Below are 16063 nucleotides of genomic sequence, written 5' to 3'. Positions count from 1 at the left end.
TGTCCTCCAGCATCACGTTGCTGACAGGACAGCCGAAGTCCGGCTAATCCTCTGTGGCCCAGAACCTCATAGCCTCATCCCTAATGGGCCGAGCCTTCCTCGGCCGGCCTATGGAAGCCGTCGACCGGGCAATTGTGCTGGCCACTGACGGCGGCGCTCGCATGGAGTACCGGGACCGGCTACTGGAACTCGGAGTCACACCCGAGGCTGGCCAGCGGCTCCAGGTCTACACCGCGCCCGGTGTCAGCGAGGACGTACTCAAGGCCATAAGCACCCAGCTCAAGCCCACTGCCCGCGACCTAATCGTGATCGACCACTTCTCCAGCATTGATGGCGACTACAACTCGCAGGTGGACGTGAACCGTGTCTTCCAGCAAATCCAGTCGGCGGCTGGTGCCGCCGCCGTAGTGATCCTGGCTCACAGCTCGACCGTCAGGAACGCCAAGGCTACGCGCCACAGAAGGCCCTCGGCTCTACTGTGATCGAGGCCAAGGCGAGGTGGATCCTCCATGTTGACCGCAAGGGTGACCGGATCAAGCTCTCTGCCCGAGGCAACGCCCGACAGGCCGAACGGTTGACGCTGAATGTCGGGTCCGCCGCTGCGGACCTGACCGTGACAGGCACGAGCTCAGCCGCGGAACAAGGCGAGAAGCAGCGGGAGAAGGCCCACAATATCGAGGCTCAGAGGCGGCACCACTTCGACTGGTATCTCGAGAACTGCCAGGGACTGACGAATACCGAGGCTGCACAGAAGCTGAGCGCGCAGTTCGGCGGAGCCGTGACGAGCTGGCGGAACCGCCTTACGCCGAAGGGCTACCTCGGCGAAATGTTGGCCGAGAACTAGCGGCTCACTCGATTCACCCGTTCACTGGCTCACCTATATAGGAACCCCCCCAGTGAATCTTGCGATCCACTTCCCCCCAAGAGAGGCTTCCTAGCTATTCGGGAGGGAGCGCAAGCGGAGTCCCGAGTGTAGGCCGTGGGCAGGTAGACATCTGCCGATGTTTGCCCCTGTCCACGGCAAACGGTCCCGAGGCCTGGCGGCCTCGGTCCCAGTCAGCTAGCAGGGGCATCCTGATCCTGTCCCCGGTCCCGCCAGCGTCCGCCTGCCCCAGATCCCCAGAGCTTCCACCTTGCTCTGGTCCCGGCCTCGGCGCTGGCGCCCCTCGGCCAACTTATAACCCAATCCCATTTCCCAATTGGAAGGAAACCCACCATGGCAAGGGCCACCACGACGAAGACCACCGCCATCTCCGCCCTCGCAGCAGCCGAGGCCAAGGCCGAGGAGACCGCGTCAAGCTGGCCGAGGCCGAACAGACTACTGGGGAACGCTCCGCCGCAGCCCAGGCAGCCGGACGCCGACCGTGCAATGCGCCGGGACCTCAACGCCGGCAACTCGGATATCACCGAGGAGGAGATCATGGAAGCACAGCAGGGGGCAAGCGCCGCAGTCGATCTGGGCCAATGCGGCGCAGAAGCGGGTGCTTCCCGGCATTCGCTCAGGCGCAATACACGTTTGACTGAGCCATGGGCAACAAAGCCTGCCCTTATGTGAGATCTCAAAAGATTGGCAGTGGATACTGACTGGTGCGCTGCTGGACAAATGGACGATGAGTTGCTCCTGGCCGAGTTGGAAGACCGAACTCGAAATTATCGAATAGGTAGCAAAGGTCATCTCTGAGGGGTATTTAAAGCCGTACCCGACGCTTCCGATATGAACCTGGTGTCGAGAGAGAAGCGGCGTCAGTTGGAGAAGCAACGGCTGCCGGAGGGCAGGGACAATTAGTACATCGTGGGGCCGGCTCTGATGCTAGACAATCTGCCATTTATCGCTGAGGGAAATGCATTTCTAGGTTGCAGAGCAGGTCAAGGGGGATGACCTTTCCGTGCCGGCAGTACCCCGCGCTGGCGGGCGGACGGTGCTTATGTTCCGGCGGAAGAGCCGCCGCCCGGGAGCGGTCCGGCCGGTGAACCGTGGCCGCTACCAATACTTTAGAGTCTATTGACAATCGGTAACGTTTGGTCGGATAATCGACTGCAAATCAGGCGGGCGGCAGAGGAGCTGCGTGCCGGTTTTTGGGCACCCTCCACCGGTCTCGGGGAGGATAAGACACCTGCGCGGCAGGCACGGGGCTTCAAGGGCCCTCCTCTTAGTCCATCATTCCGCAGACCGGCTTTGCGGCCTTCAGAGAACACCGGGCATGAGAGTCTGGGCAACTTCGATGTGTACTGCCAGCCGATGAACGGCTTCGAATGCCCGCCGGGCACCCGTGCCCCTTGGGCAGCAGAAGGGGAGATGAGTGAGTCATGTGACGCATGAGAAGGACGGCAGCCGCGTGTGCCGCCGCCGCAATGGTTGCGTTGGGCATGCTGGCCGGGTCCGCCCCGGCACAGGCCGCTTCGGGCGGCATCTTCTGTTTTGTCTACGAGGGCACGAACAGTTCGTGGGAGCACCCGTCGGCTGTGCAGGTGAACCCGGACAACAGCCGGGGCAACTGGACGAACGTAGCGGTCTCGGAGCCGGACTCGCAGGGCTGCGTGGCGTTCACGCTCTCCGGCGACTACGTGAACATGTACGTGCGCGGTCTGACCCAGTACATCGTCAACGGCGAGGGCGGCATTCCCCAGTACCTGTGGCTGGGTGTAACAAGCGTGGGCACGCCGGGACAGGGCGAGGTTGATCTGGGGGTCCACCCGGTCAAGTGCACGAGCGCCGAGTTCCCGGGCCTGTCCTGCTCGTGAAACCCACTTTGATGAGGGGAGTTATCAGGACACGGGCGGGACTGCGCGGGGGAACGGCCCCGCCCGGTTGACGGGCAAGGAGTGGAAATCATGGGACGCAGGAACAAGCTGGGAGCCGCGTGTACGGCGGCGGCACTGGGCGCACTGGGGCTGTTCGCCGGGGCGCCCCCGGCGCAGGCGGCCACCGGCATCGAGTACTGCTTTGTGATGGCGGGTCCGGGGCACGAGCGCTGGGCGGCGAAGCCAAGCACGGTGCAGTGGAATCTGTTCAACGACCCGAACGCGGTGTGGGGCGTTGTGGGACACGTGAACCTGAACAATGACGGGTGCGCCAAGGTGCGGATCGACTCGCCGCATACGGACAACTTTGTGCGGGCGGTGTCGGTGTGGACCGAAACGAACTCGGACGGCACTCCGGTCGCCGAGTGGGTCGGGGTCACGCCGAGGGTAGCGCAGGCCGGGACCGGGGTCGCCGATCTCGGCACCGGGGTGGTGTACTGCTACCCGCGTCAGGGATATTCGTGCCCGCCGAAGACGCGGGACCCCGGGTGAGCCAGGCTGGGATTCTTCCAGCTTGGCGTGCGCTAGCGGCAGACACTTTCGCTGGCCTATGTTGAGGCAGGAGAAGGCGCCCTGGTCCCGCGGCTCAGCTACGGCGCAGTGCCCAGCGCGGTTGGATGGTCGGCCCAATTGACGGACCTGTGGTCGGCCGGAGAACCGGCCTCGCTGCCAAGCACACTGTCCGGATCACGGCGTCCGCTTCGGCCTTGAGTGACTCGCAGGAGACAAGGGCCGTTAGCCTGCTCCTGTACCTGATGAGCAATCAGCTCATTGTCAGCAATCGCCGAGGCCCTGGCGAAGCTGGACGACATCGCCGAGCGCATGGACGGAACAACGCGATCGACGATGCAATTCGCGAGATTCGGAAACACGACGGGGGCGAGCATTACCCAAATCTGCGCGCCCATCGCCGGCGTCCGGCTGGTGAGGTCGGGATACGAGAACCACCTGAGATCGAGGGTGAGCGCTTCGAGATGATAACGCTGGGTCTGGCGGCATACAAGCAGGCGCCTCGTAAACTCGAGTTCGCCTGCCACCTTGAGTCACGGCACAAACGCCGCAATGGCTGTTAGGCAGTCAGACGGGCGGGGGCTTCGGCCCCCGCCTCCGTGGCCCCAAAGTTCCCTAAGACAGAAGGCTCCACTTCCCTGTAACCGCAAGGCAGAGGGCGCTACAAAAGGCGGTACAAATCCGTTTCAACCATGCAGCCTCTCAGTACTGGCATTGCGCCTGGGAGGGTGAATTCCTTGACGCTTTCGAGAACGATGAGCAGAGCCGCCAGGCTGAAGCTCTTGCCATGCTCGACACTTGGGTTGCCGATCCGTACTTCGCCATGAATTTCGTAGACCCCGAGCAGGTGTGGAAGGGCTATGTGCTCGACCCCGCCAAAAGCGGCGATGTCACACGGATGAAGTTCGAGCACAGCCACTGCCCGCCCCTGGATTAGCCGGTTCGGGCGCGGTCCCGCCGGTTGGGATCGGGCGCGATCAACTCCCGCCCGGCAACCTACCCGTCTGCGGCGGCGCAGAACAGCTGCAGTTCAGCGTCTCCGTCGCGGATGTAGTGCAGACCGGTGAACCCGTGTCCCCCGGCGAAGCGGGACTGCAGGGAGGAGCCGTCCTCCAGTTGGTACAGCATGTTCGCCAGCGCGTTGCCGGCCTCGTCGGTGATGGCCAGGGACACGGCGCGCCCGTCCGGGGCCTCCCCTGTATAGCTTCCGGACAGCCGGAACGAGCCGGCGATCAACTCCTGCCGGTCTGCCGTCGGGCCGTCGACCCTGGGCAGGAGCAACTGGCCGGCCTCCTCTCCGGCGCTGCTGCCAAAGTCCGGACGGTACTGCGTGGTGCAGGCGATTTCGGCCGGCAGCTGCTGTTGCCCTGCTGCGCATCCCGAGAGCAGAAGGGCGGAAACAGCCAGCGTGACCGGACCCCCGACCACCCGCGGGCGGCGATGGTCCCGGTGCCGCCCAGCGCGGACCGCTTCACGGTGTGGAGTTGGTGCCATGGCAGCAGCCTAACGTCGCGGCCGGCGCGGGGACGTCAGGAACCGGTGCACGACGCGCCACGCCCGCGCCCTAGCCGAACCGATAAGCCGACGCATTAAACGGCGAAGCCCGCACCAAACGGTGCGGGCTTCGCTGGAGGCTTGCGGCCGAAGGGTTACTTCTTGCCGCCGAAGCCCTTGAAGCGTGCGTTGAAGCGCTCCACGCGGCCGGCGCTGTCCATGATGCGCTGCTTGCCGGTGTAGAACGGGTGGGACTCCGAGGAGATTTCAACCTCGATCAGCGGGTAGCTGTTGCCGTCTTCCCACTCCACCGTCCGCTTGGACGTCGCGGTGGACTTGGTCAGGAAGGAAACGCCGGAGGCCAGGTCGCGGAACACAACCGGGGCGTATGCCGGATGGATATCAGACTTCATAGTTGTACCTTTTCTACGCGCCCCTGGATTTTGCCAGCGGCTAGAAGGATGGAAAGATGGCAGCCCCATTAGGGCCAGCAAACAACTCTACCGCATTCGGCGGGCTCACGTCGAAGTGACACGGCAGGCCCAGAACGCCACCGCGCTGGCGGCCGCAACATTCAGCGAGTCCACCCCCGCACGCATGGGGATCATCACGGTCAGGTCCACCAAGTCGAGCGTTTGCTGTTTCACGCCGGCGCCCTCGGTGCCCAGCACCAGTGCCAGCCTGTCGTAGCTGCGCCGCTCCAACTCATCCAAGGTGATGGCGTCCCCGGTCAGCTCCAACGCCGCCGTCGTGAAACCGGCGTCGCGCAGCGCGTTAACGTCCTCCGGCCACTCCGGCAGCCGGGCCCACGGAATCTGGAAGACCGTGCCCATGGAGACCCGGATGCTGCGCCGGTACAACGGGTCGGCGCACTGTGGACTGAGCAGCACCGCGTCCATGCCCATGGCGGCAGCGGACCGGAAGATCGCACCCACGTTGGTGTGGTCCACGATGTCCTCCAGCACTGCCACCCGGCGGGCGCCGGCCAGCACGTCCTCGACCGGCAGCGGCGCGGGCCGGTGCATGGCGGCCATTGCCCCGCGGTGCAGGTGGAATCCGGTGATCGCCTCCAGCACCTCGGGCGTCCCGACGAACACCGGCACGTCGGGGAACCGGCCGATGACGTCGCGCAGGTCGTCCAGCCACTTGTCGGTCAGGAAGAACGACCGAGGGGTGTGGCCCGCCGCGATGGCCCGGCGCAGCACCTTGGAGCTTTCCGCGATGTACATGCCCTCGGCGGGCTCGCGGCGCCGGCGCAGCGCGGTGTCCGTCAGCTGCGCGTAGTCGGCCACGCGCGGGTCGGCGGCGGAGTCCAGGCGCACCAGGTTCATGCGAAGAGGTTCCTGACCAGCACGAACAACGCCACCAGGCCAAGGGTGACAATAACGCCGCGCAGCACCACCGGCTTCAGCCGGCGTCCCACCGCGGACCCGATCAGCGCGCCGATCAACGAACTGATGGCGATGACCAGCACCACCGACCATTCGATCCGGTCGAACGCGAAGAGCATGTAGGAGATGGCGGCGATGATGTTCACGCCCAACACCAGCACGTTCTTGACCGCGTTGGCCTGCTGCAGGGTGCCGTGCAGGAAGACCCCGAGGATTCCCACCAGCAGCACGCCCTGCGCGGCCACGAAGTAGCCGCCGTAGACACCGGCAAAATAGACCAGCCCCAGCAGCAGCCACGGACGCGGCCGGGTGCGGGCCTGCGCGGCCTGGCGGTCGCGCACCCAGGCCTGGAGCTTGGGTTGGAACACCACGAACAGCAGCGCCACCACGATCAGGAACGGCGCCGCCACGCCAAAGACTTCCTCCGGCAGGTGCAGCAGCAGCCAGGCACCGGTGATCCCGCCCAGCAGCGAGGCCGGCAGCAGGATCGCCAGGGTTCGGCGCAGCCCCGCCAGTTCCCTCCGGTAGCCGTAGACGCCGCCCACGTTGCCGGCAATCAGGCCCATCGCGTTCGAAATGGTCGCGGTCACCGGCGCATAGCCCAGTGCCACGAGAATGGGGAACGTGACCAGCGTTCCGGAGCCAACAATGCTGTTGATGGTCCCGGCCCACAGGCCACCCAACCCGATCAGGGCAGCGTTCAGCACATCCATGAGGCAGGCGCCGCTTAGGCGCGCTTGGCTACGGCAGTGTAGCGGCCGCCGTCGTGCTTGACGCTCAGCGGCATGTCAAAGGCGGCGCTCAGGTTCTCTTCGGTCAACACCTCGGCGATGGGCCCCTGGGCCACCACCCCGCCTTCGCGCAGCAGCATGGCGTGCGTGAAGCCCGGCGGCACTTCCTCCAGGTGGTGGGTGACCAGCACCAGCGCCGGCGCGTCCTCGTCCTGGGCCAGCTCGCTCAGCCGCCGCACCAGATCCTCGCGGCCGGCCAGGTCCAGGCCGGCGCCCGGCTCATCCAGCAGCAGCAGTTCAGGGTCGGACATCAGGGCCCGGGCAATCTGCACGCGCTTGCGTTCGCCCTCGCTCAGCGTGGCGAAGGTGCGGTTCATGAAGGTGGACATGCCCCAGGCATCCAGCAGCCGGAAGGCGCGGCGCTCGTCCATCTTGTCGTACTGTTCGCGCCAGCGGCCGGTCACACCGTAGGCGGCGGTGACCACCACGTTGAGCACCTGCTCGTGCTCGGGGATTTGGCCCGCCAGCGCGGTGGAGGCCAGGCCGATCCGCGGCCGCAGCTCGAACACGTCGACCTTGCCCATGGTTTCGTCCAGGATCCCGGCGATCCCGCGGGTGGGGTGCAGGCGTGCGCCGGCGATCTGCAGCAGCGTGGTCTTGCCCGCCCCGTTGGGGCCGAGGACTACCCAGCGCTCCCCCTCCTTGACCTGCCAGTCAATGCCGTCGAGCAGGGTTTTCCGCCCGCGGACAACAGTGACCCCGGCAAATTCAAGTACATCGCTCATATCAGTAGACAGTAGGCTAAAACGCGTAGCATTCGCCAAACGCGACGCCGGAGCCTGCCATGATGGATCCGGCCCTCCCTCCAGCTTTGCGCAGAACGGAATCACTATGCCCTCGCTCCTCCGTGTCGTCTCCTACGGCCGGGAACTCCCCGATGCCTATCTCGCCGCCGTGCAGGCCGCGGTCACCGGAGCCGGCGGGAGCATCATCGAGCTGGAGAACGCGGCCAACGACCGTTTCCAGGTCACCGTCCTGACGGTGGAGTACGACGGCGGTGCCCCCGACGGCGTCGCAGCCGTGCGGGCGGCGCTGACCCCCGTCCTCACGGATGACCTGGGCACGGCCGTGATGGATGCGTCGCTGGCCGGGCCGCAGCGCAAGCTGCTGCTGATGGACGTGGACTCCACGCTCATCCAGCAGGAGGTCATCGAACTGCTGGCCGAGCATGCCGGCAAGCGGGACGAGGTTGCCGCCGTGACCGAAGCGGCGATGCGCGGCGAACTGGACTTCGCCGAGAGCCTGCACGCCCGGGTGGCAACCCTGAAGGACCTTCCCCTCGACGTGATCGACCGCGTCCGTGCCGCGGTGCGGCTGACGAACGGGGCCCGGGAACTGGTCGAGGCCTTCCTGGCCGCCGGCCACGCGGTAGCCGTGGTCTCCGGCGGCTTCAGCCAAATCCTGGATCCGCTGGCCGCCGAGCTCAGGCTGACCTACCACCGCGCCAACCTGCTGGGCATCGACGCGGAGATGCTGACCGGCAAGGTGGACGGCGACGTGGTGGACCGCGCGGTGAAAGAGGCATTGTTGCGCGAATGGGCGGCGGCGGAGGCAATCGACCTGGCGCAGACCATTGCCATCGGCGACGGCGCCAACGACCTGGACATGCTCGCCGCCGCCGGCCTGGGCGTTGCGTTCAACGCCAAGCCTGCCGTCCGGGAGGCCGCCGACGCCGCCATCAACATTCCCTACCTGGATGTGGCCCGCTACTTCGCCGGCGTCTGACGCTTCTGCGGCCGCCGGACCGGCAATCCAGGCGTGCTGATTTCCGCCGGACGAGGCCCCTACCGCCGGGCCATGTGCCGGAGTAGGGTCGGTTGAACCTCCCCCGGACAGCGTCCCGGCTGCCGGCCTACGGGCAGGATTCCCGGAACCTGCCGCGAAGGAGAATCAGCGATGAGCACGCACTCCACAACGACCACAACCCTGGATCCGGACGTGGCGGAGACCTGCCGGCGCCTGGCGGCGCAGCTGCGGGTGGACTCCATCCGAACCACCACCCGCGCCGGCTCCGGCCACGCCACCTCGTCGCTCTCGGCGGCCGACCTCATGGCGGTGCTCTTGGCGAACCACCTGCGCTATGACTGGCAGCGGCCGGAGCTGGCGGCGAACGACCATCTGGTTTTCTCCAAGGGGCACGCCTCGCCGCTGCTCTATGCCATGTTCCGGGCCGCCGGAGTGATCGACGAAACGGAACTGCTCGACACCTACCGGCAGTTTGGCGGCCGGCTGCAGGGACATCCCACGCCTGCCCTGCCCTGGGTGGACGTGGCAACCGGCTCGCTCGGCCAGGGGCTGCCCGTCGCCGTCGGCATCGCCATGGCCGGCAAGTACCTGGACCGGCTCCCCTACCGGACGTGGGTCCTCTGCGGGGACAGCGAGATGACCGAAGGGTCCATGTGGGAGGCGCTGGACAAGGCCGCCTACTACCGGCTGGGAAATCTGACGGCGATCGTGGATGTGAACCGGCTGGGCCAGAACGGGCCGACCGCACTGGGCTGGGATCTGGACCGGTACTCCGCAAGGATCCGGGCCTTCGGCGCCCAACCGCTGCCGATCGACGGCCACGACCTGGCAGCCATCCACGAAGCCTTCGCCACGGCGCGTGCCACCACCGACCGGCCCAGCGTCATCCTGGCCCGCACGGTCAAGGGCAAAGGCGTTTCCGCGGTGGAGGACAGGGACGGCTGGCACGGCAAGGCACTGCCGGAGGACGTCGCCGGGGCCGCCATCGAGGCGCTGGGCGGCCCCACGCACCTCCGGATCGCCACGCTGGAACCGGAACCCGGCGATCCTGCCATCACGCCCGACCCCGCGGCCGCCGTCGAGCTTCCCGCCTACACGGTGGGCGATTCCGTCGCAACCCGGACGGCCTTCGGCGACGCGGTGGCTGCCCTCGCCGCCCGGCCCGAAGTGGTGGTCCTCGATGGCGAGGTGGGCAACTCCACCAAGGCCGGGGAATTCAGCAAGGCCGCGCCGGAGCGCTTCTTCGAAATGTTCATTTCCGAGCAGCAGATGGTGGCTGCGGCGGCAGGGCTCTCCGTGCGCGGGTATGTGCCGTTCGCCGCCAGTTTTGCAGCGTTCCTCGTCTCCCGCGGTTACGACTTCATCCGGATGGCAGGGGTTTCCCAGGTGGACATCCGCCTGGTCGGAACCCATGCCGGCGTCGAGATCGGCCAGGACGGGCCTTCGCAGATGGCGCTGGAGGACCTGGCCGCCATGCGGGCGATCCACACATCAACCGTGCTCTACCCCGCCGACGCACCCTCGGCCGCGCGGTTGGTCCGCACCATGGCTGACACTTCCGGCATCTGCTACCTCCGCGCGACCCGGGGCGACTACCCCGTGCTGTACGGGGACGGCGAAGAGTTCCCCATCGGCGGGGCGAAGGTGCACCGGGCCACCGACGACGACGCCGTCGCGCTCGTCGGCGCGGGCGTCACCGTGCACGAGTGCCTGGCCGCGTCCGCCCAACTCGCCGACGAAGGCATCGCCGCGCGGGTGATTGACCTGTATTCGATCAAGCCCATCGACCAGGAGACGCTGCTGGCAGCGTGCCGGGCCACCGGAGGCCGGATCGTCACGGTGGAGGACCACTATCCCGAAGGCGGGCTCGGGTCAGCCGTCGCCGGTTCGCTGACCCAGGCGCGGGTACCGGACCTCAAGCTGGTCCGGTTGGCCGTGGAAGGTTTGCCGACGTCCGGTGCGCCACACGACCTGCTGGACGCCGCGGGCATCTCCGCGCGGCATATCGTTGAGGCGGCGCGCCGACTGGTTCGGGAGTAGTCCGGGCCCTGCGGCGTCTTAGTCCTGCGCCTGCAGGAAGGACTCGGCCCCGCCCACGTATTCCGTGTGGCCGGAGGGGACGTCGGCGGTGACCATCTTGGCCACTTCCGCGCCGAACTCTTCCACCGAGTAAAGCTTGCCGGCCTCTGCGCGGCGGGCTTCGATCGCGCCGGGGCGGGCACGGTCCAGCAGCGTCGCGGTCACGGTGCCTTCGATCATGTCGCCGGATACGACCACCAGCGAGATGCCCTTGGCGTCCAGCTCCGGCAGCAGTTCGCGCAGCGCGTCTTCGCCGGCGCGCTTGCTCAGGGCCACCGGCTCATACTCCGGCATGGTCGGCACGGTGCGGATGAAGTGGGCCTGGTGGCTGGTGACAAACACCACCCGGGAGCCTGCCGGCATCACCTCGGCCGCCGCCTTGAGCATGTTCACCTGCGCGTCGCGGTTCAGGCGCAGGGCATAATCCTCGCCCATGCTGGACTCCATGCCGCCGGACGCGTTGAGCACCAGCACATCGACGCCGCCGAAGTTCTGCCGGGCGGCTTCGACCAGTGCCTGCGAGCCCTCTGCCGCGGTGAGATCGGCGGCAACGGCGACGGCGCGGCCGCCGGCTTCTTCGATCTGTGCCACTACCTTGTTCGCGCGGGGTGCCTTCTGGCGGTAGTTGACCACCACCGACGCTCCCTCGGCAGCCAGAAGCTTGGCCACCTCGGCGCCGATGCCGCGCGATGATCCCGTTACGATTGCTGCTTTGCCGTCCAGTGCGCCCATGGCTGCTCCTCGAGGTTCTGAGTGGTGGTCCGGTCGGCCCGTTGTAGGAAACGCTCAACCGGAAAAGGCTTCGGGTTCCATCTTGCCAGTCCCCGAAGCCTTATCCGTTGTAGAGAGCCCACAAAACGCAGGTCCGAACACCTGCCTGACCTGCCTAGTGGCCCATTCCCAGTCCGCCGTCCACCGGAATCACCGCGCCGGAGATGTAGGCGGCTTCGTCGCTGGCAATCCAGCGGACCACGTTCGCAACTTCTTCGGGTTCGGCGAAGCGGCCGGCCGGGATGGAAGCCAGGTAGTTCTTCTGGGTGTCTTCCGGCAGTACTGCCGTCATCTCCGTGTTGACGAAGCCCGGGGCCACGACGTTGGCGGTGATGTTGCGGGATCCGAGCTCGCGGGTCAGCGACCGGGCGATGCCCACCAGGCCGGCCTTGGACGCGGCATAGTTGATCTGGCCCGGCGACCCGTAGAGACCCACCACCGAGGAGATCAGCACCACTCGGCCCTTCCGCAGCCGGATCATGCCCTTGGAGGCGCGCTTGATCACCCGGAACGCGCCGGACAGGTTGGTATCCACCACGCTGGTGAAGTCTTCTTCGCTCATCCGCAGCAGCAGCGTGTCGCGCGTGACGCCGGCGTTGGCGACCAGGACCTCCACCGGACCGTGGGCAGCCTCGACTTCGGTGAAGGCAGCGTCCACCGACGCGGCATCCGTCACGTCGGCCTTCACGCCCAGGAGTCCGTCGGGAACCTCGCCGCTGCGGTAAGTGATCGCCACCTTGTCGCCGTTCGCTTCGAAGGCCCGGGCAATCGCCAGCCCGATTCCCCTGTTGCCGCCGGTGACCAGCACGCTGCGGCCGGACTGCTGTTCGTTGCTCACTCTTACCTCCATCAAGCTGCTGTTTTCCTATGGAATCCTAGCCCGGGATATCCGTCGGTCGGTCATCGTCGGGCGGCTTTAGACATTCCGGCCAGCGTGGGAGAATTGATACAGCCCTGATGGAGTGTGATGAGCAAGCAGCCTGACGAGAAGCCGGAAGTCCTGAGCATTACGGACGTCCCTGAAAGCCATACCGATGAAATGCACCGGCGCATGGTCAAGTACACGCTCGCCATGGGTATCCGGTTGGCTTGTTTGCTGCTCTTCTTCTTCATCGACAGCTGGTTCCGCTGGTTCTTCGTGGCCGGCGCCGTCTTCCTGCCGTGGATCGCCGTGATCATCGCCAATGGCGGCAGCGACAAATCGAACCTGCAGCACAGCACTGCCTTGCTGGACCAGGCGCCGCAGCCGGAGCTGGAGGCCCCCTCCGCCCGCACGGCAAACGCCGGGGCAGACACCGACCAGGTCCTCAGCGGGGAACTTATCGACGACGCCGAGCCGGAAGCGGCCGGCAGCCCCGGCGCGTCCTCCCCGCCCGTCCGCCCCGCCTCCGACCGGCCGGAGCCGCCGGGCCCGGCACCGACAGCGGCCGACGGGCCCGCCGTTGCGGACGCTACCCCGCCGGAGGATCCCCACGTGGACGACGAGCCGGCCGAATTCACCGGAAACCTGAGCCCCGTCACCAAGCGGCGCTGGCGGAAGGCGGCCGCATGAACCTCTTGGACCAGCTCGGCGGCGGGGCGGCGGCCGCCTCCCCCGTCTGTTCGCGGAAGGGCTGCCGCCAGGATGCGCAGTGGCAGCTGCTGTGGAACAATCCGAAAATCCATACCCCCGAGCGCCGCAAAATCTGGCTCGCGTGCGGCGCACACCGGGAATGGCTGCAGGACTATCTGATCCAGCGCAGCCTCTGGCGCGAAACGCTCCCCTTGGAAGGTGCCTGAATGTCCTACCGATTCCTGCTCAGCGGCAAGTGGCTGGGCTGGCTGCTGATCGTTGCCCTGCTGGCCGCGCTGTGCGTGGTGCTGGGCAACTGGCAGATGGAACGCCGGGACCAGGCCCGCGACGTCATCGCGGCGGTGGAGAACAATTACGACGCCGATCCGGTGCCGTTCGGCGAGGTGCCGGACATCTTCGCCACCGCCGATGACTCGGTGGAATGGACGCCGGTGGTCCTCACCGGCGAGTACGACGACGCCGGGCAGCGGATCGTGCGGAACCGTCCCCTGAACGGCCGGCCGGGCTACGAGGTGCTTGTCCCGTTGCGCCTCCAGGACGGCAGCGCCGTGGTGATCAACCGGGGCTGGCTCCCGATCGGCAACAACCAGGCCGGCCACCCGGACACCATTCCCGCCGCCCCGGACGGCGACGTCACCGTCGTCGCCCGCGTCAAGCCCGGCGAAGGCCCGGTCAGCCGCGGGGCCCCGGAGGGCCAGCTCGCGTCCATCCAGCTGGACGCCTATGCGGCAGAACTGGGCTACCCCGTCCATACCGGCAGCTACGGGCTGATGGCGGCGGAATCTCCCGCTGCTGCCGTGCAGCCCGTGCAGATCCCCAAGCCGGCCATCGACGAAGGGCCGCACCTGTCGTACTCCATGCAGTGGTACGCCTTCGGCGTGCTGCTGTTCGTCGGCTACGGCTATGCCGCCCGCCAGCAGGCGCACCAGAGCCGGTACGCGGAGGAAGAGGAGGCGTTGAGCGGTTACCACCAGGCCAATCCGGCACCGCGCGCCGCGGCTCCGAACCGCCGGCGCAAGCGGCCGACGGCCGAAGAAGAGGAAGACGCCCTGCTGGACGCCCAGGGGTTCCGCACCGACGGCACCCTGCTCAGCCGCGACGACTGAACTGCAGCGCCGTCTATAACCGCAATTGCACGGCGCTTAGACACCTCGCTCGGCGATGCGCGCCTTGGCAATTTCGATTGCGACGGCGCTGTGCCCGGAATCAGGCCAGGGTGACCAGGTCCAGGTAGTCCTCGTTCCAGAGGTCTTCGACGCCGTCCGGCAGCAGCACGACGCGCTCCGGGTTCAGGGCCTCCACCGCCCCTTCGTCGTGGCTCACCATGACGACGGCGCCGCTGTAGTTGCGCAGAGCGCCCAGGATTTCCGCCCGGCTGGCCGGGTCAAGGTTGTTGGTCGGCTCATCCAGCAGCAGCACATTGGCCGATGACGCGACGATGGTGGCCAGGGCGAGCCGGGTCTTTTCGCCACCGGAGAGTACCCCCGCGGGCTTGTTCACGTCGTCCCCCGAGAACAGGAAGGAACCGAGGATGTTCCGCACCTCGGCGTCCTGCAGGTCGGGCGCGGCCGTGCGCATGTTCTCCAGCACGGTCCGGTCCACATCCAGCGTCTCGTGTTCCTGCGCGTAGTAGCCGATCTTCAGTCCGTGGCCGGGCAGCACATCGCCGGTGTCGGGCGTGTCCACCCCGGCCAGCATGCGCAGCAGCGTGGTCTTGCCCGCGCCGTTCAGCCCCAGGATCACCACGCGGGAGCCCCGGTCGATGGCCAGGTCCACGTCCGTGAAGATCTCCAATGAGCCATAGGACTTGCTGAGGCCTTCGGCGGTGAGCGGAGTCTTGCCGCAGGGTGCCGGATCGGGGAAGCGCAGCGCCGCCACCTTGTCCTGTGCGCGCACCTCATCCAAGCCGCTGAGCAGGCGTTCGGCACGCTTGGCCATGTTCTGGGCCGCCACCGCCTTGGTGGCCTTGGCGCGCATCTTGTTCGCCTGGTCCATCAGGACCTGGGCCTTCTTTTCGGCGTTGGCGCGCTCACGTTTGCGGGCCCGCTCGTCGGTCTCGCGCTGGGACAGGTAGCGCTTCCAGTTCATGTTGTAGATGTCGATGGTGGCGCGGTTGGCGTCCAGGTGGAAGACCTTGTTGACGGTCGCTTCCAGCAGCCCGGTGTCGTGGCTGATCACGATCAGGCCGCCCTGGTGGTTTTTCAGGAACTCGCGCAGCCAGCTGATCGAGTCCGCGTCCAGGTGGTTGGTCGGCTCATCGAGCAGCATGGTGTCGGCACCGGAATACAGGATCCGGGCCAGCTCGACGCGGCGGCGCTGGCCGCCGGAGAGCGTCCGCAGGGGCTGGTTCAGGATCCGCTCCGGCAGGGCCAGGTTGGAGGAAATGGCGGCGGCCTCGGCCTCGGCCGCGTAGCCGCCGCCGGAGATGAACTCGGCCTCCAGCCGGTCGTAGCGGCGCATCGCCTTGGCCTGGACGTCGGCGTCGGTGCTGGCCATTTCCGACTGCGTTTCCCTCAGCTTGCGGGTCACCACGTCGAGGCCCCGCACCGAGAGGATGCGGTCGCGGGCCAGCTGTTCCATGTCGGGGGTGCGGGGGTCCTGGGGCAGGTAACCGATCTCTCCGGTGCGCACCACGGTCCCGGCGGCAGGCATGCCTTCTCCGGCCAGGACGCGGGTCAGCGTGGTCTTGCCGGCGCCGTTGCGGCCCACCAGCCCCACCTTGTCGCCCTTGTCCACACGGAAGGACACCGCCTCCATGAGCAGACGGGCCCCGGCACGCAGCTCAAGATCGTTGACGGTAATCACAGTGGAAGCCTTTCGAAGGGGTGCGGAGAGGGATGCCCGGGCGCCGTCCAGACGGGACGGGCGGAAATCAACCTTTCCAGTCTACCGGCAACCCGAAGCCG

The 16063-nt window shown here is 66.9% G+C and carries 20 protein-coding genes; 10 read left to right on the top strand and 10 right to left on the bottom strand.

Annotated features, from left to right (window positions below; all coding sequences use genetic code 11):
• The first annotated feature begins 53 nt into the window (after positions 1-53).
• From AC5RV3_RS01520 to AC5RV3_RS01500, 5 genes are all read left to right on the top strand, one after another.
• Complete coding sequence (locus AC5RV3_RS01520) at positions 54-482, top strand: AAA family ATPase (RefSeq protein WP_494120642.1); 429 nt, start codon at positions 54-56, stop codon at positions 480-482.
• The gene (locus tag AC5RV3_RS01515) at positions 479-844 is read left to right on the top strand and encodes a hypothetical protein (protein ID WP_494120641.1); all 366 of its coding nucleotides are present in this window, start codon (positions 479-481) and stop codon (positions 842-844) included. Before AC5RV3_RS01520 ends, AC5RV3_RS01515 begins: the two co-directional genes overlap by 4 nt.
• 372 nt (positions 845-1216) lie before the next feature.
• Positions 1217-1555 (top strand): hypothetical protein, encoded by a 339-nt coding sequence (locus AC5RV3_RS01510; protein WP_494120640.1) that lies wholly within the window; start codon positions 1217-1219, stop codon positions 1553-1555.
• Positions 1556-2316: 761 nt separating this feature from the next.
• Complete coding sequence (locus tag AC5RV3_RS01505; protein WP_494120639.1) at positions 2317-2742, top strand: hypothetical protein; 426 nt, start codon at positions 2317-2319, stop codon at positions 2740-2742.
• Positions 2743-2832: 90 nt separating this feature from the next.
• On the top strand, positions 2833-3294 hold the full coding sequence (locus AC5RV3_RS01500; protein ID WP_494120638.1) for a hypothetical protein: 462 nt from the start codon (positions 2833-2835) through the stop codon (positions 3292-3294).
• A gap of 98 nt (positions 3295-3392) precedes the next feature.
• On the opposite strand, the gene AC5RV3_RS01495 is transcribed toward AC5RV3_RS01500, so the two are convergent.
• From AC5RV3_RS01495 to AC5RV3_RS01465, 7 genes are all read right to left on the bottom strand, one after another.
• Entirely contained in the window at positions 3393-3839 is a 447-nt protein-coding gene (locus AC5RV3_RS01495) for a hypothetical protein (RefSeq protein ID WP_494120637.1), read from the bottom strand.
• Between the two features lie 134 nt (positions 3840-3973).
• The gene (locus tag AC5RV3_RS01490) at positions 3974-4231 is read right to left on the bottom strand and encodes a hypothetical protein (protein ID WP_494120636.1); all 258 of its coding nucleotides are present in this window, start codon (positions 4229-4231) and stop codon (positions 3974-3976) included.
• A gap of 77 nt (positions 4232-4308) precedes the next feature.
• On the bottom strand, positions 4309-4806 hold the full coding sequence (locus AC5RV3_RS01485) for a hypothetical protein (protein ID WP_494120635.1): 498 nt from the start codon (positions 4804-4806) through the stop codon (positions 4309-4311).
• 155 nt (positions 4807-4961) lie between these two features.
• Complete coding sequence (locus AC5RV3_RS01480; RefSeq protein WP_493978504.1) at positions 4962-5219, bottom strand: type B 50S ribosomal protein L31; 258 nt, start codon at positions 5217-5219, stop codon at positions 4962-4964.
• A 105-nt stretch (positions 5220-5324) separates the two neighbouring features.
• Positions 5325-6137: a TrmH family RNA methyltransferase gene (locus tag AC5RV3_RS01475; protein ID WP_494120634.1), complete on the bottom strand. Its 813-nt coding sequence runs from the start codon at positions 6135-6137 to the stop codon at positions 5325-5327.
• Positions 6134-6910 carry a sulfite exporter TauE/SafE family protein gene (locus tag AC5RV3_RS01470; RefSeq protein WP_494120633.1) on the bottom strand — a complete coding sequence of 259 codons (777 nt, stop codon included), beginning with the start codon at positions 6908-6910 and terminating at the stop codon, positions 6134-6136. Before AC5RV3_RS01470 ends, AC5RV3_RS01475 begins: the two co-directional genes overlap by 4 nt.
• Positions 6911-6924: 14 nt before the next feature.
• Positions 6925-7713, bottom strand: a complete 789-nt coding sequence (locus AC5RV3_RS01465) for an ABC transporter ATP-binding protein (RefSeq protein ID WP_494112726.1) — start codon at positions 7711-7713, stop codon at positions 6925-6927.
• A gap of 106 nt (positions 7714-7819) precedes the next feature.
• Here AC5RV3_RS01465 and serB point away from each other — a divergent pair, with 106 nt between their 5' ends.
• Both serB and AC5RV3_RS01455 read left to right on the top strand, forming a co-directional pair.
• Positions 7820-8713, top strand: a complete 894-nt coding sequence (serB, locus tag AC5RV3_RS01460; RefSeq protein WP_494120632.1) for a phosphoserine phosphatase SerB — start codon at positions 7820-7822, stop codon at positions 8711-8713.
• A gap of 171 nt (positions 8714-8884) precedes the next feature.
• Positions 8885-10774 (top strand): transketolase, encoded by a 1890-nt coding sequence (locus tag AC5RV3_RS01455; protein WP_494120631.1) that lies wholly within the window; start codon positions 8885-8887, stop codon positions 10772-10774.
• An 18-nt stretch (positions 10775-10792) separates the two neighbouring features.
• On the opposite strand, the gene AC5RV3_RS01450 is transcribed toward AC5RV3_RS01455, so the two are convergent.
• Positions 10793-11545 (bottom strand): SDR family oxidoreductase, encoded by a 753-nt coding sequence (locus tag AC5RV3_RS01450; protein ID WP_493987274.1) that lies wholly within the window; start codon positions 11543-11545, stop codon positions 10793-10795.
• 154 nt (positions 11546-11699) lie between these two features.
• A complete protein-coding gene (locus AC5RV3_RS01445) occupies positions 11700-12434 on the bottom strand; it encodes a beta-ketoacyl-ACP reductase (protein WP_494108816.1) in 735 nt (244 codons plus the stop codon).
• A gap of 117 nt (positions 12435-12551) precedes the next feature.
• Between AC5RV3_RS01445 and AC5RV3_RS01440 the strand changes: the two genes are divergently transcribed.
• The 3 genes from AC5RV3_RS01440 to AC5RV3_RS01430 are packed head-to-tail and all read left to right on the top strand — an operon-like array spanning position 12552 to position 14263.
• Complete coding sequence (locus tag AC5RV3_RS01440) at positions 12552-13136, top strand: DUF3099 domain-containing protein (protein WP_494120630.1); 585 nt, start codon at positions 12552-12554, stop codon at positions 13134-13136.
• Entirely contained in the window at positions 13133-13363 is a 231-nt protein-coding gene (locus AC5RV3_RS01435) for a hypothetical protein (protein ID WP_494112731.1), read from the top strand. The genes AC5RV3_RS01440 and AC5RV3_RS01435 overlap by 4 nt, the downstream gene beginning before the upstream one ends.
• Positions 13364-14263, top strand: a complete 900-nt coding sequence (locus tag AC5RV3_RS01430; protein ID WP_494120629.1) for an SURF1 family cytochrome oxidase biogenesis protein — start codon at positions 13364-13366, stop codon at positions 14261-14263.
• Positions 14264-14363: 100 nt separating this feature from the next.
• Here the strand turns inward: AC5RV3_RS01430 and AC5RV3_RS01425 are convergent, their stop codons facing one another.
• Positions 14364-15962: an ABC-F family ATP-binding cassette domain-containing protein gene (locus AC5RV3_RS01425; RefSeq protein WP_494120628.1), complete on the bottom strand. Its 1599-nt coding sequence runs from the start codon at positions 15960-15962 to the stop codon at positions 14364-14366.
• Positions 15963-16063 lie beyond the last annotated feature (101 nt).

Source organism: Arthrobacter sp. Y3221114 (assembly GCF_059092625.1).
Note: the sequence above shows the minus strand (reverse complement) of the source record. Positions and strands in the feature narration are given on the sequence as shown.

Bases quoted from the DNA above. Each gene is read 5' to 3' on its own strand.
- AC5RV3_RS01430 (WP_494120629.1), top strand. From the start codon at position 13,364: ATGTCCTACCGATTCCTGCTCAGCGGCAAGTGGCTGGGCTGGCTGCTG.
- AC5RV3_RS01455 (WP_494120631.1), top strand. From the start codon at position 8,885: ATGAGCACGCACTCCACAACGACCACAACCCTGGATCCGGACGTGGCG.
- AC5RV3_RS01510 (WP_494120640.1), top strand. From the start codon at position 1,217: ATGGCAAGGGCCACCACGACGAAGACCACCGCCATCTCCGCCCTCGCA.
- AC5RV3_RS01450 (WP_493987274.1), bottom strand. From the start codon at position 11,545: ATGGGCGCACTGGACGGCAAAGCAGCAATCGTAACGGGATCATCGCGC.
- AC5RV3_RS01445 (WP_494108816.1), bottom strand. From the start codon at position 12,434: ATGGAGGTAAGAGTGAGCAACGAACAGCAGTCCGGCCGCAGCGTGCTG.
- AC5RV3_RS01475 (WP_494120634.1), bottom strand. From the start codon at position 6,137: ATGAACCTGGTGCGCCTGGACTCCGCCGCCGACCCGCGCGTGGCCGAC.
- AC5RV3_RS01440 (WP_494120630.1), top strand. From the start codon at position 12,552: ATGAGCAAGCAGCCTGACGAGAAGCCGGAAGTCCTGAGCATTACGGAC.
- AC5RV3_RS01485 (WP_494120635.1), bottom strand. From the start codon at position 4,806: ATGGCACCAACTCCACACCGTGAAGCGGTCCGCGCTGGGCGGCACCGG.
- AC5RV3_RS01480 (WP_493978504.1), bottom strand. From the start codon at position 5,219: ATGAAGTCTGATATCCATCCGGCATACGCCCCGGTTGTGTTCCGCGAC.
- AC5RV3_RS01500 (WP_494120638.1), top strand. From the start codon at position 2,833: ATGGGACGCAGGAACAAGCTGGGAGCCGCGTGTACGGCGGCGGCACTG.
- AC5RV3_RS01465 (WP_494112726.1), bottom strand. From the start codon at position 7,713: ATGAGCGATGTACTTGAATTTGCCGGGGTCACTGTTGTCCGCGGGCGG.
- AC5RV3_RS01505 (WP_494120639.1), top strand. From the start codon at position 2,317: ATGAGAAGGACGGCAGCCGCGTGTGCCGCCGCCGCAATGGTTGCGTTG.
- serB (WP_494120632.1), top strand. From the start codon at position 7,820: ATGCCCTCGCTCCTCCGTGTCGTCTCCTACGGCCGGGAACTCCCCGAT.
- AC5RV3_RS01470 (WP_494120633.1), bottom strand. From the start codon at position 6,910: ATGGATGTGCTGAACGCTGCCCTGATCGGGTTGGGTGGCCTGTGGGCC.
- AC5RV3_RS01435 (WP_494112731.1), top strand. From the start codon at position 13,133: ATGAACCTCTTGGACCAGCTCGGCGGCGGGGCGGCGGCCGCCTCCCCC.